The organism is Paraburkholderia heleia NBRC 101817 (genome assembly GCF_000739775.1).
GTDB lineage: Bacteria > Pseudomonadota > Gammaproteobacteria > Burkholderiales > Burkholderiaceae > Paraburkholderia > Paraburkholderia heleia.
In genome coordinates this window covers 1-13,192 of the sequence record NZ_BBJH01000074.1, presented here as the reverse complement: position 1 = coordinate 13,192, position 13,192 = coordinate 1, and the positions used below count along the sequence as shown (strand labels likewise).

Annotated in this window: 11 protein-coding genes; 5 read left to right on the top strand and 6 right to left on the bottom strand. The window is 68.0% G+C overall.

What is annotated here, in order from left to right; translation table 11 throughout:
• On the top strand, positions 1-545 hold a 545-nt coding region (locus BHE01S_RS35405), incomplete at its 5' end, for a helix-turn-helix domain-containing protein (protein ID WP_042273063.1).
• 7 nt (positions 546-552) lie between these two features.
• Complete coding sequence (locus tag BHE01S_RS35400) at positions 553-2,541, top strand: DUF3857 domain-containing transglutaminase family protein (protein ID WP_084069602.1); 1,989 nt, start codon at positions 553-555, stop codon at positions 2,539-2,541.
• A 7-nt stretch (positions 2,542-2,548) separates the two neighbouring features.
• On the opposite strand, the gene BHE01S_RS35395 is transcribed toward BHE01S_RS35400, so the two are convergent.
• From BHE01S_RS35395 to glgC, 5 genes are all read right to left on the bottom strand, one after another.
• Positions 2,549-3,781 carry a branched-chain amino acid ABC transporter substrate-binding protein gene (locus BHE01S_RS35395; protein WP_084069600.1) on the bottom strand — a complete coding sequence of 411 codons (1,233 nt, stop codon included), beginning with the start codon at positions 3,779-3,781 and terminating at the stop codon, positions 2,549-2,551.
• Between the two features lie 172 nt (positions 3,782-3,953).
• Positions 3,954-4,415 (bottom strand): hypothetical protein, encoded by a 462-nt coding sequence (locus BHE01S_RS35390; RefSeq protein ID WP_042273052.1) that lies wholly within the window; start codon positions 4,413-4,415, stop codon positions 3,954-3,956.
• A 94-nt stretch (positions 4,416-4,509) separates the two neighbouring features.
• Positions 4,510-5,382 (bottom strand): pyridoxal kinase PdxY, encoded by an 873-nt coding sequence (gene pdxY, locus BHE01S_RS35385; RefSeq protein WP_042273057.1) that lies wholly within the window; start codon positions 5,380-5,382, stop codon positions 4,510-4,512.
• A 161-nt stretch (positions 5,383-5,543) separates the two neighbouring features.
• Positions 5,544-7,034 carry a glycogen synthase GlgA gene (glgA, locus tag BHE01S_RS35380; RefSeq protein ID WP_042273050.1) on the bottom strand — a complete coding sequence of 497 codons (1,491 nt, stop codon included), beginning with the start codon at positions 7,032-7,034 and terminating at the stop codon, positions 5,544-5,546.
• Between the two features lie 123 nt (positions 7,035-7,157).
• The gene (glgC, locus tag BHE01S_RS35375) at positions 7,158-8,423 is read right to left on the bottom strand and encodes a glucose-1-phosphate adenylyltransferase (protein ID WP_042273049.1); all 1,266 of its coding nucleotides are present in this window, start codon (positions 8,421-8,423) and stop codon (positions 7,158-7,160) included.
• Positions 8,424-8,816: 393 nt separating this feature from the next.
• Here glgC and BHE01S_RS35370 point away from each other — a divergent pair, with 393 nt between their 5' ends.
• The gene (locus tag BHE01S_RS35370; protein WP_042273048.1) at positions 8,817-9,923 is read left to right on the top strand and encodes an alpha/beta fold hydrolase; all 1,107 of its coding nucleotides are present in this window, start codon (positions 8,817-8,819) and stop codon (positions 9,921-9,923) included.
• Between the two features lie 37 nt (positions 9,924-9,960).
• Here BHE01S_RS35370 and BHE01S_RS35365 read toward each other — a convergent pair whose 3' ends face one another.
• Complete coding sequence (locus BHE01S_RS35365) at positions 9,961-10,965, bottom strand: LLM class flavin-dependent oxidoreductase (protein WP_042273046.1); 1,005 nt, start codon at positions 10,963-10,965, stop codon at positions 9,961-9,963.
• Between the two features lie 388 nt (positions 10,966-11,353).
• On the opposite strand from BHE01S_RS35365, the gene BHE01S_RS38265 reads away from it, so the two are divergent.
• Both BHE01S_RS38265 and hpnI read left to right on the top strand, forming a co-directional pair.
• A complete protein-coding gene (locus BHE01S_RS38265; protein WP_157025858.1) occupies positions 11,354-11,665 on the top strand; it encodes a hypothetical protein in 312 nt (103 codons plus the stop codon).
• Positions 11,662-12,951 carry a bacteriohopanetetrol glucosamine biosynthesis glycosyltransferase HpnI gene (gene hpnI, locus BHE01S_RS35360; RefSeq protein ID WP_157025856.1) on the top strand — a complete coding sequence of 430 codons (1,290 nt, stop codon included), beginning with the start codon at positions 11,662-11,664 and terminating at the stop codon, positions 12,949-12,951. Before BHE01S_RS38265 ends, hpnI begins: the two co-directional genes overlap by 4 nt.
• The last annotated feature ends 241 nt before the right edge of the window (positions 12,952-13,192 follow it).

The following is a 13,192-nucleotide window of genomic DNA, read 5'->3' as shown; positions in this document are numbered from 1 at the left end:
CGCTCGTGGCGCATGCCTGCGCCGGCGTGCTCGCGCAGGAGCGGCGTCACGCGCCCGGCCTGGGCGCTGCCTGGGATGAAATCGCACTGGAACTGGCGCTCACGACCTTGCGTGTGGTCGCGCGCGGCAAGGACGCGGCGACGCCTGCCACGCCGGGCGCCGCCGCGGCTGCCCGCGTGGTCGCGACGCTGCGCCTGATCGACCAAACGCCCGACGATGCGCATACGCTCGCCAGCCTGGCGAGCGCGGCGGGCGTGAGCGAGTTCTATTTTCTGCGCACCTTCTCGGCGCTCGCCGGCGTGACCCCGCATCAATATCTGCTGCGCGTGCGGTTGCGCGCCGCTGCACTGCGTCTTGCCGCCGACGACGAAGCGAAGATCGTCGACGTTGCGCTCGCGAGCGGCTTCAACGATCTGTCGAACTTCAACGCGGCGTTTCGCGCAGAGTTCGGCGCGAGTCCCCGCGCATGGCGTGCCGCGCAGCGCGAGCGCCATCTCGCGCAGACGTCATGGCCGAACGCAGCGCTTGCGGCGGCGCGCGCCTGAGGGGCCCATGACGCGAGGCGAGGGGTTTGCGCGCGCCGCCCGGTGCGTCGCGTCGTGCCTTGCCTGGAAGCTCGCGTTGATCCTGACGTTGATCCTGACATTCGCGAGCAGCCCTGCCCGCGCCCAGGCGAGCGACCGAAGCCCCGACAGTGCCGCGCGCGTCGAGACCGCCGATAGCGCTGCGCAAACCGACATCCCGCCGTACACGCTCGAGCGCGACGTGCATCTGTTCGTCGTGCAGCAGGACGGCTCGGTCGTCGAGGACGACGACACCGTGCTGCGGGCCAACACCACCGCGGGCGTGGACGAGATCGCCCAGCGCTATGTCTGGTTCAATAAGGATATCGAAACGATCACGCAGCTCTCGGCCGAAACCATCGACCCGGACGGCAGTGCGCACGCGGTCGGCGCGAGCGGCATTCGCGACGTGCAGGAGCCGCGCTCGGCGGGCGCGCCCACGTTCGAGGACGGCGTGCTGCGCACGGTGATCTTTCCGGGCGTCCAGGTCGGATCGCGCGTGCATCTGCATTTCGCCAAACGCCGCGTGAAGGCGCTCGAAGCAGGCACGTTCTCGTACTTCGTCGAGCCGACCGGCGAACCCGTCGAGGCTCAACGCCTGATCTTCGATTTGCCCGCGAACGTGCCGCTGCACGCCGATGCGCGCGGCTACACGGCGCTCGTCCCCGAGACGGCGAACGGCCGTACCCGCTATGCGTTCGACTACCGGCACGGCCCCTATGCGCCGCTCGAAGCGGGGGCGGTGGCCTACGTGAACTGGGGCGACCGGCTGATGGTATCGACGGTGCCCGACTTCGCCGCGTTCGCCGCGCGCTATCGCGAAGCCGCCGCCGATCCCACCTCGACCGATCCGGCCATCGCCGCGCTTGCGCAGGCGCTCACGGCGGGCGTGACCGACCCGCGCGAGAAGGCCCGCCGCATTTACGACTGGATGCGCTTCAATATCCGCTACGTCGCGCTCTTTCTTGGCGAGACCGCGGCGGTGCCGCATCGCGCGACCGACATCCTGCGCAACCGCTACGGCGACTGCAAGGACCACGTGGCGCTCTTCAGCGCGCTGCTCGCGGCAGTGGGCATACGCGCCGAGCCCGTGCTGCTCAATCTCGGCCCCGTCTATACGCTGCCCGATGTGCCGGGCTATGGCGCGCATGCGATCAACCATGCGATCGCGTGGCTGCCCGACCTTGGCGTCTATGCGGACACCTCGTCGGGCGGTTATGCGTTCGGCTACCTGCCGCCGGGCGTGATGGACCGGCCCGTGCTCCTCGTCGACGACGGCGTGCTTTCGCGAACGCCCGCGACCGGGCGGCGCGAGCGCACGGCACGCCTCGCGCTCGACGTGGGCGCGAGCGGCGACGCCGCCTACCGCTACTACGTGGAAGACGAAGGCGCGGGTGCCGAGCCCGAGCGCAACGCGTTTCGCCGCGCGACGCACGCGCAGGCCCGGCAACTCGCGGCGCAGCGCCTGCGGCTCACCGGACTCGCCGGCGCCGCGCACGTGAGTACGAGCACGACCCAGGCAACCGATGGACCGTTTTCGGTGACGATGGCAGGCACGCTCGATCACGTGATCTGGCGCGGCGGCACGACCGCCATTCCCGCCACGAGCAGCTTCACGGGCGGCATTGCCACGCAGATCGACAGCTGGCTCGCGCAGCCGCGCCGCACGCAGCCTTGGGCGTGCATCGGCGGGGCGTTTACGGAGAGCGCGCAGATCGTGCTGCCCGCGTTCGCGCGCGTGACCGACGTGCCGCAAGACACGCAAGTGAGCGACGCGTTTTTCGACTACATGTCGCACTATGTATTCGACGCGCGTTCGCGCACGCTGCAGATCGAGCGGCGGCTAACGGCGCGTTTTGGCCACCAGATGTGCACGGCCGACGAATTCGCGCAGATGCGCGACGCGCTCTTGCGCATCGAGCGCGACACGCACGCGCAGATCGTCGTGCGCGCGGCGGGCGCGCCGCAGCAACCGTGAGCGGCGCTTAGCCGCCGCGCGTCGTCACCGGCACCCACACGCCTTTCTTGACCTGCCAGAGCGTGGAGGCGCCGTTCTTGAGCGAGCCGTCCGGCTCGAAGGCGATGCGGCCCGTCACGCCTTCGAAGGCGAGCGCCTTGAGCGCGCCGAGGTAGACCTCGGGGTTCGCCGACTTCGCGTTGACCATGGCGTGGATCGCGGCCCACGCCGCGTCGTAGCCAAACGGCGCGTAAGCGAGCACGCGGGTGCCGAAGCGGGCTTTATAGGCCTGCTCGAAACGCGGGCCCTGCGGCAGCTGCGCGAGCGGGCGGCCGTACTCCCAGGCCATCGCGCCTTCGGCGGCGGCGCCCGCGCCCTGGGTGAAGTCGGTGTTCGCCACGCCGCCGCCGCCCACGAACTGCGCGTTCAGGTTGCGCGCCTTCATCTGCTTTGCGAGCGCCGCGCCCTGCTGCGCGAGGCCGCCGAAGTAGAGCAGATCGGCGTCGGCAGCCTTGATTTTCGCGAGCTGCGGACCGAAGTCGCTCGCGACGCTTTCCGCGAACTCGCGCGCGACCACGTTGCCGCCATGCTCGCGCACCGCGCGCTCGAAGACGTCGGCTTCGCCCTGACCGAAGGCGGTGCGGTCGTCGACGATGGCCACGCGTTTGGCCTTCATCACGTCCACGGCCCACGCGCCGGCGATGCCTGCGTTCTGCGCGTCGTTTGCAATCACCATGAAGGTATTGGCGAAGCCTTGAGACGTGATGACGGGGTTGGTGGCGGCGGGGCTGATCATCGGAATGCCGGCGCTCTCGTAGATGCGCGAGGCCGGAATGGCCGAGCCCGAATTGAAGTGGCCGATCACGGCGTTGACCCCCTGGTTCGCCAGCGTCGCGGCGGCCTGGACGCCGAGGCGCGGGTCGCTGCGGTCGTCGATGGGCACGAGTTCGAAGTGCGCCGTCTGCTCGCCGATCTTGAGGTTTTGCGCGTTCGCTTCGTCGAGCGCGAGCTGCACGCCGTTTTGCAGATCGCGGCCGTAATTGGCGTAGTCGCCCGAGAGCGGCGAGACGAAGCCGATGCGCACCTCGAGCGGGCCGGCGGCGAGCGCGCTGCGGCTCGCGCCGAGTGTCGTGACGGTGGCCAGCGCGCCGATCAGGAGCCCGGCCGCAAGCTTGCCGAACGGCAGGCGCCGACGGCACGCACGGCGCGGCGTGGCCAATGCGCAGGCGCTATCGGTTCTGGGCGTGGCGGCGAGACTCATCGTGACTCCTTGCGCGACAGCGGCGCGGTGTTCCTGTGTGCGTTTTGTCCGGGTACGCCGCGCCGCGCGCCGGCGTGGCGCGGGCGGGGCATCTCGTCTTCAGGTCTTGCGTCTTGCGGTTTGCGACTGCGGCGTGCCGGGACGTGCTGTGCGACGGCTAAGCGCGGGTGGGCTACTCGCCCCTTTGCAGTTCGAAGAGCGTGTCGCGCAGTCGCACGAGCGGCGCCATGGTGTCGGCGCTCGCCCATCCTTCGAGGTCGTCGAGCGCGCGGTTGCAGCCGTCGAGCACCACGTCGAGATCGACGGGAATGCCGTTGGCGAGCGCGAAGCGAATCGTCGCTTCGAAGCGTTCGCATTCGTCGTCGCCGTACGAGATGTCGAGCGTGTCGGCAATGGTCTGGGCGATGTCGCTGCGTTCGCGGTCGCTCTCGTCGACGAAGTCGATGATGCCGCGTGCGACATCGGGCGCATGGTACAGCGCGATGTCGAGCCACGCGGCGGCGTCGAAGCCGCTTTCGTGGCTTTGTTGCTCGAAGTATTCGATGGCTTCCTGCTCGTGGGTCTCACCGGCGTCGACGGCAAGGCAAAGCTGCTCGAAATACTCTTCCTGTTCGCTGCGGATTGAATCGGACATCGGTCATTCTCTAAAGACGGTGGGCGCCGCGGCCGTGTTTTGCCGCCGCGAGTCATGCGGACGGCATTATAGGCCGCGCGCGCACCTCCCTCGTCTAGACGGCATCCACCGCCCAGGCGTCGAACCATTCCCGCGGGCGCGCGATCTGGTCCTGCGCCGCGACGATTTCCAGTTCGTAACGGCCGGCGTCGTAAGTCGCTTTCACCACGGCGTTCACGGCCGCGAGCGTGTGTTCGAACGCGCGGCGCAACGAGTCGCCGAGCATCAGGCGCGCGACGAACACCGCGCTCGTCACGTCGCCCACGCCCACCGGCTGGCGCGCGAACGGATAGAGCGGGCGCTGGCTGAGCCACGCTTCATGCTCGGTCACGACGAGCATGTTGAAGCGGTCGGCAGGGCTGTTGCGGTCGAGCAGATGCTTTACGAGGATCAGCTTCGGACCGCGGCGCAACAGGTCGCGGCACGCGAGCACGGCTTCTTCCGCAGTCTCGATCTCGCGGCCCACCAGTCGTTGCAGCTCGATGTGGTTGGGTATCATCGCGTCGGCGACCTCGGGCATGTTGCGCACGAGGAACTCCTGAATGCCGGGCTCGACGCGGCAGCCGTTCCCGGCACCCGGCGTGCCCATCACCGGGTCGCAAAAATAGCGCGCCTGCGGATTGGCGGCCTTCACGGCGCGCACCACGTCGATCACGGCCTGAGCCTGCTCGGGGGCGCCGAGGTAGCCCGACAGCACGGCATCGCAGCGCGGCAGCACGCCGATCGCGCCAATGCCTTCGACGAGATCCACGATCTCGTCCGAGCCGACGGTGGCGCCGGTCCAGTGGCCATATTGCGTGTGATTCGAGAACTGCACCGTGTTGAGCGGCCAGACATTCACGCCGAGGCGGCGCATGGGAAATACCGCGGCGCTGTTGCCCGCGTGGCCGAACACGACGTGCGACTGGATGCTCAAAACGTTTTTCATGGCCGGTCCAGATTTCGTTATGGCTTGCGGCGCTTCGAGCAGCGCGCCTTTGCGCAGGTGCAGCAACGATAACCGAATTCGCGGCGCCTGGTCGATGGACGCGTGGGCGCGGTGTTGCGCGCGCGCCGGCTTGCGCCGCCTGGCATTCGCCTGGGCAAGCGCTAAGCCACGACGTTTTGACCGGCCAGCTCGCGATAGAGCGCCATGTAGCGTTGCGCCGACGCCGCCCAGCCGAAGTCCTGCTGCATTGCACGCGTGCGCGTCTCGCGCCAGTCGCGGCTGCGTCCATACAGTGCGAAGGCGCGGCGGATCGCGGCCGTGAGCGCGTCGGGCTCGAAGCGCTCGAACACGAAGCCGGTGGCGAGACCGTCGGCGAGATTTTCCAGCGAGGCGTCGACCACCGTATCGGCGAGTCCGCCCACGCGGTGCACGAGCGGCAGGGCGCCATAAGCGAGCGCATAGAGCTGGGTGAGACCGCACGGCTCGAAGCGCGAGGGGACCATCATCACGTCGGCGCCCGCGACGATCTCGTGCGCGAGCGTCTCGTCGAAGCCCAGCTCCACGGCCACCGATTCGGGATGCTGGTGCGCGGCGCGCGTGTAGCCCTGTTCGAGGCTGGCATCGCCGGTGCCGAGCACGACGAGCTGGCCGCCGCGCGCGACGATCTCGGGCAGCGCCGCGAGCAGCAGGTCGAGGCCCTTTTGCTCGGTGAGCCGGCTCACCACGCCGAACAGCGGGGCGTCGTGCTTCTGCGCGAGCTTCAGGCGCGTCTGCAGCGCGGCCTTGCAGCGCATCTTGCCGCTTTGCCGCGTGGCCGAATAGCGCGTGGCGAGGGCCGCGTCGCTCGACGGATTCCAGACGGCGTAGTCCACGCCATTGAGAATGCCGACGAGGTCGTGCGTGCGTCCGCGCAGCAGCGCCTCGAGGCCGCCGCCCTGGGCCACCGTCTGAATCTCGCGCGCGTAGGTCGGGCTCACCGTCGTGATCTTGTCGGCGAAATAGAGGCCGGCTTTCAGAAACGAAAGCTGGCCGTAGAACTCCACGCCATGCATGTCGAAGAAGTCGCGCGGCAGGCCGAGCGAGTCGAACTGCTGTGCGGGGAAGATGCCCTGGTAAGCGAGGTTGTGAATCGTGAAGATCGAGCGCGCGCCGCCGGGCGGCATGCTCGTGCCGCGCTCGCGTGCCGCCGCGCGCAGATAGGCCGGCGCGAGCCCCGCGTGCCAGTCGTGCGCCTGCACGATGGCAGGCGCCCAGTCGGCATCGAGGTGCAGCGCGAGCTGCGCGGCGGTCCAGCCGAGCAGCGCGAAACGTTGCGCGTTGTCGCCGTAGGGCACGTGTTCGGCGTCGAGGTAGGGGTTGCCGGGACGCGCGTAGAACGCGTCGGCGCGGATCATGTAGACGGCAAGCTCGCTGCCGGGCAGACGCCCGAGTTCCAGCGCCGCCTCGGGTGCGCCGAAAGTGCGCCCGAGGCGCGCGACGGGGCGCAGGTCCTCGAGGCCCGCCGCCACGGGCGCGAAGCCCGGCAGCAGCAGGCGGGCGTCGGCGCCCTGTTCGATCAGCGCGGCGGGCAGGGCGGCGGTGACGTCGGCGAGGCCGCCGGTCTTCAGGAGCGGATACAGCTCGCTGGCTACGTGCAGGACGCGAATGGTCATCGGGAGTCAGTCCTCTCGGTGTTCGGGTTGCTTGCGGGTTGGCGCGCCCTCGAGCCAGGCCGGATCCGGCGGACCGGCTTCGCGCGGCGCACGGCCAGGGCCTGTTATTAGCGTGAACTGGCCCTAGCCTGGCAGCTTCGCCAGCGCTTCGCTCGTGACCAGCACGACGCCGCTCTCGGTGCGATAAAAGCGCTCGGCGTCGCGCGTGGCGTCTTCGCCGATCACGGTGCCGTTGGGAATCGTGCAGCCGCGGTCCACGACGACCTTGCGCAGCCGGCAACTCGTGCCCACCGTCACCTCCGGCAACAAGACTGCCTCGGCAATGTTGCAGAACGACCGCACGACGACATTCGACGAGAGCACGGAGCGCGAAATCTGCGAGCCCGAGATCACGCTGCCGCCGCACACGATCAGGTTGGTGCCCGAGCCCTGCAGGCCGTTGAGGTCGCGCACGAACTTGGCGGGCGGCAACTGTTCCTGGTAGGTCCAGATCGGCCAGTTGCGGTCGTAGAGATCGAGCGCGGGGATGGTCGAGGCGAGGTCGAGGTTGGCGGACCAGTAGGCGTCGACCGTGCCCACGTCGCGCCAGTAGGGCTCGGCCGCCGGGTCCGACGACACGCAGGACATGCTGAACGGATGCGCGATCGCATGGCCGTCGCTCACCACGCGCGGAATGATGTCCTTGCCGAAGTCGTGGTCGGTGGCCGAGCGCGAGATGTTCTCTTCGAGCAGATGGACGAGGTAGTTCGTGTCGAACACGTAGATGCCCATGCTCGCGAGCGCGATGTCGGGGCGGCCGGGCATGGCGGGCGGGTCGTCGGGCTTTTCGACGAAACCGGTCACGCGGCGCGACTCGTCCACGGCCATCACGCCGAACGCGCGCGCTTCGAGGCGCGGCACCTCGATGCAGCCCACCGTGCAGTCGACGCCGCTTGCGGCATGGTCGGCGATCATGCGCGTGTAGTCCATCTTGTAGATATGGTCGCCGGCCAGCACCACCACGTACTTCGGGCTGATCGAGCGGATGATGTCGAGGTTCTGGTACACGGCGTCGGCGGTGCCGCGGTACCAGTGGGCGCCTTCCACACGCTGCTGCGCGGGCCACAGGTCGAGGAATTCGTTGAACTCGCCGCGCAGGAAGCCCCAGCCGCGCTGCAGGTGGCGCAACAGCGAGTGCGCCTTGTATTGCGTGACGACCGCGATGCGGCGGATGCCCGAATTCAGGCAGTTCGAGAGGGCGAAATCGATGATGCGGTACTTGCCGCCGAAGTACACGGCCGGCTTCACGCGCTTGTTGGTGAGCGGCCCGAGGCGTGTGCCGCGGCCGCCAGCAAGCACGATGGCGAGGGTGGTGCGTTGCAGATCGTTGAGGCTTGCCGGAGTTTGCATGGTCGTCTCCTTGTTGTGCCCCCGGTGCGGCCGCCGCGGCCCGCCTCGTCGTGCCCGGGCCGGTGCGGTCCTTCTTTCGCGTACTTGCCGCGTCCCTGACGCGGCGCGTGCCGCGGTGCAACACGCGTGCGTCTCTCGCGTCGCGGACGTCTCGTGCGTCCTGTATTGATTGTTCTAGCACCGAATGCAGCGTAGCGCGAATTGCCCGTGCCCTGGGCCGGACATGCGCGCCGCATTCGTGCGCGGTGTGGGTGAGCCGCAAACGGCATGCCGCGCACGCTCACCGGGCGGGAAAGCGGGCATGAGCGGGGCGGGGCCGCTAGAATCGCAGGCTGTACCGGCGCCCATTCGCCGTTCTGTCCTCTGTCCGATCTTTCGCCCGATCTGCCTTCGATGAGCGCCATCCTGAACCACTCGCTTGCCCGCCTTGCCCCCCTCGTTGCCGCGCTGAGTGCGGCGGCGCTCTGTCATGTCGCTCTCGCTGCCGACCCTGAGGCGAGCGGGACCGCGCCGTTGCCGGCATCAACACAAGCCGCGACCGGGACGCCCGACGGCCCCGCGTATGGTCCCGAGCTGCAGGGCTTCGAGTATCCGCATCCCGTGCACGACTTTGCGTTCGTTTCGCAGGGCCAAACGCTGCATATGGCGTACATGGACGTGCAGCCCGCGAAACCGAACGGACGCACCGTGGTCCTGCTGCACGGCAAGAACTTCTGCTCGGCGACGTGGGACGCCACCATCCGCGAGTTGCACGCCGCGGGCTATCGCGTGATCGCGCCGGACCAGATCGGCTTTTGCAAATCGAGCAAGCCCGCTTCGTACCAGTTCAGCTTCCAGCAGCTCGCCCGCAACACACATGCGCTGCTCGCGGCGCTCGGCGTGCACGACGCGACGATCGTCGGCCATTCGACGGGCGGCATGCTGGCGGTGCGCTACGCGCTCATGTATCCGCGCGAAACGGAGCAACTCGTGCTCGTGAACCCGATCGGGCTCGAGGACTGGAAGGCGAAGGGCGTGCCGTCGATTTCAGTGGACGACTGGTACGCGCGCGAGCTCAAGACGAACGCCGACGGCATTCGCCGCTACGAGCAGGCCACCTATTACGCGGGCCAGTGGCGCCCGGCGTACGAGCCGTGGGTGCAGATGCTGGCGGGCATGTATCGCGGGCCGGGCAAGGCGCAGGTGGCGTGGGACTCCGCGCTGCTCTACGACATGATCTACACGCAGCCGGTGATTTACGAGTTCGGCCAGTTGCCGATGCCGACGCTGCTGCTCATCGGCGACAAGGACACGACCGCCATCGGCAAGGATCTCGCGCCGCCCGAGGTGCGCGCGCAGCTCGGGCACTATCCGGCGCTGGCCAAAGCCGCGCAGCGCGCCATTCCCCACGCGACGCTCGTAGAGTTCGCCGATCTCGGGCACGCGCCGCAGATGCAGGATCCGCAGGCGTTTCATGCCGCTCTGCTCAAGGGCCTCGACGCGATCAACGCCTCGCATTGAGGGCGCGCTCTCGGGTGGTGGGCCGCTGCGGGCGCGCTTACCGTCCCGCGGCGGCTTCCTTCAACGCTTCGCGCGCTTGCGCCGCCATCTCGAACGAACGCAGGCGCGCGGCGTGGTCGTAGATCTGCGCGGTGACGATGAGCTCGTCCGCGCCGGTCTGCTCGATGACCGAAGCGAGGCCCGCGCGCACAGTTGCCTCGTCGCCCACCACGGAGCAGGCGAGCGAGTGTGACACACCGGCGAGTTCGAACTCGTTCGCCGCGATTGTCTCGACCGGTGGCGGCAACTGCCCCGGCGTGCCGCGCCGCAGATTCACGAACTGCTGCTGCAGCGAGGTGAAGAGAAAGCGCGCTTCTTCGTTGGTGGGCGCGCCGAACACGTTCACGCCGACCATCGCATGCGGTCTCGCGAGCACCGCCGACGGACGGAACTGCGAGCGGTACAGACGCAGCGCCGTGAGCAGATGGTCGGGCGCGAAGTGCGAGGCGAACGCGAACGGCAGACCCATCGCCGCCGCGAGCTGTGCACCGTAGAGACTCGAGCCGAGGATATAGAGCGGTACGTTCAGGCCCGCACCGGGCACCGCGCGCACGCGTTGGCCGTCCACGGGTGCGGCGAAATAGCGCTGCAGCTCGGCCACATCGTCGGGGAAGCTGTCCGCGCTGCCCTGCAGGTCGCGGCGCAGCGCGCGCGCCGTGGTCTGGTCGGTGCCGGGCGCGCGCCCCAGGCCGAGGTCGATGCGGCCGGGGTAGAGCGCTTCGAGCGTGCCGAACTGCTCGGCAATCACGAGCGGCGCGTGGTTCGGCAGCATGATCCCGCCCGAGCCCACGCGGATGGTCTGCGTGCCGCCCGCCACGTAGCCGATCACCACCGAAGTCGCCGCGCTGGCGATACCGGTCATGTTGTGATGCTCGGCCAGCCAGAAGCGGTGGTAGCCGAGGCGCTCGGCGTGCCGGGCGAGATCGAGCGTGTTGTGCAGCGCGGCGCCGGCATGGGAGCCCGCCGGGATGGGCGAGAGATCGAGTACGGAGAAGAGGGTCATGGACTAGCGTGGGGCCTGGTATGGGGAGCGCGACGCGCGTGCCGTGCGCCGGTTGCCCGACGCGAGGCCGCAAGGCAGTCGCAAGGTGCGGCCATTGTGCCAAACGCCTTTGGATCGTGCTGGCGGCCTTCGGGAACCCATGCCGCCCGCGTGGGTTCCGATGCATCGGGTTGCCTTTACCGCTCAATCGGTTTGAATATTAACGAGAACTACTGTTGTTTAAACGCAAGTGGCGCGCTTTCAATGCAAAATATTAAAGAATCATTTCTATAGGCTTACCGAATTTTTTCAGGGCGGAAAAGCGCTGAAAAGCGGCGGTTCAAGCGCTGAAATAGTTACGTTTTTGCAACCTTGGCAATGCATTTCCCGCGTCCGTCGAAAGCAACTAATGGAGCTTGCTGATACAATTTTCGGCGTCGAATCGGGGATCGACCATGTCCAGCGGTTTCATACGATGGGTTATCTCCATTCGTTGTTCAATTGCCTGCATCGTGCAAACCGGCATCCAATGTCCGGTTTCCCGCTTCGATTACGTAATGCAGCTACGATGCGCGGCTTATTTCTGGAATTTTCAGGGCAGGAAATGGTAGGTGGTGAAACGCGAATTCCGCTCGGCGCACCGCAGGAGCTTCTCCCCGTGCGCTCAGCCCGCGGCAAGCGCGGCTTGGCCCATATGATCCGGCAAGGCTGCGCGTCATGACGGTGTCGCAGGTTTTCGCCATGCCGGCGCCCTGGCCCGTGCTCGTCTGGGCGGTGGTCGTGCTGTGCGGCGTGGCCGCTTTCTACGGTCTCGTTGCCGCGTTGACGATGCCGCGCCTCGGTTCGGCCGCGCTCGTGCGCGAAGCCGCGCGCCGCGCGCGCCGTGCGCGACCGCAGCCCGTGAGCGTGCTCAAGCCCTTGTGCGGCGCCGAGCCGCGCCTCTACGAAAATCTTGCGACCTTCTGTGAGCAGCGGCATCCGCGTTTTCAGTTGCTGTTCGGCGTGTCGTCGCCGGCGGATCCGGCCATCGCCGTAGTGCGCCGGCTGCAGGCGGCGTATCCCGGCCACGACATCGAGCTCGTGATCGACCCGCGTGTGCACGGCAGCAATCTCAAGGTGAGCAACCTCATCAATCTGGCGGCGCGCGCGCGCTACGACGCGATCGTCGTGGCCGACAGCGATATCGCCGTCGAGCCCGACTATCTGGAGATCGTCACCGCGCCGCTCGCCGACCCGGACGTGGGCGTCGTGACCTGCCTCTACAGCGCCCGCAGCATCGGCGGTTTCTGGCCTCGCGTGGGTGCGCTCTTTATCAACGAGTGGTTCGCGCCTTCGGTGCGCGTGGCGCACTCCACGGGTTCGCGTGCATTCGGCTTTGGCGCGACGCTCGCGCTTTCCCGTGCGACGCTCGAGCGCATCGGCGGTTTCGCTGCACTCAAGGACTGCCTCGCCGACGACTATCTGCTCGCCCGCTACGCGCGCGATCACGGCCTCGCCACAGTGCTCGCGCCGGTGGTGGTCGCCACCGACGTGATCGAGCCGACCTTCGGCTCGCTCTGGCTGCGCGAGACGCGCTGGCTGCGCACCATCCGCTCAGTGAATCCGGCGGGCTTCGCTTCACTGTTCATTACGTTTCCCACGCCGTGGCTCGTGCTGGGGGTGCTGTTCTACGGTCTGCTCGCGGCGGGCGCGGGCATCGGCGCGTGCGCGTCGACGCGCGCGGCGCTGGCGGCGCTCGCCACGGCCACGATGGCGGGTATCATTGCGCGTTTGATACTGCACGCGCGGGCGAGCGGAAGCTGGCGCGGGTTCTGGCGCGATTTGCCGCTCGTGCCGCTGCGCGACGTGCTGCTGGCTCTGCAGTGGCTTTCCGCCGCGTTCGGCTCGCACGTGATCTGGCGCGGCGTGCGCGTGAGCGTCGCCAATCCCGAGGCCGAAGCGCCCTCCGCCATGGCGAGGCCCGCGAGCGCGCAGCGGCCCGCCGTCGAAGGATCGGACGCTCGCTGAGCGCGTCGCTTGTGTCCGGCGCTTTGTATCGCGCATTTATACCGCGCTTTTTACCGCGCTTTTTTACCGAATTGTCACCTCAATCATCACCCGACACAGTACGGGTACCCGGAGTACTCATCGCATGAAAACGCTGTTTCTGCAGGCCCCGTCGTATGACGGTTTCGACGGTGGCGCGGGCTCGCGCTACCAGGCAAAGCGCGAGATCCGCTCGTTCTGGTATCCCACCTGGCTCGCGCAA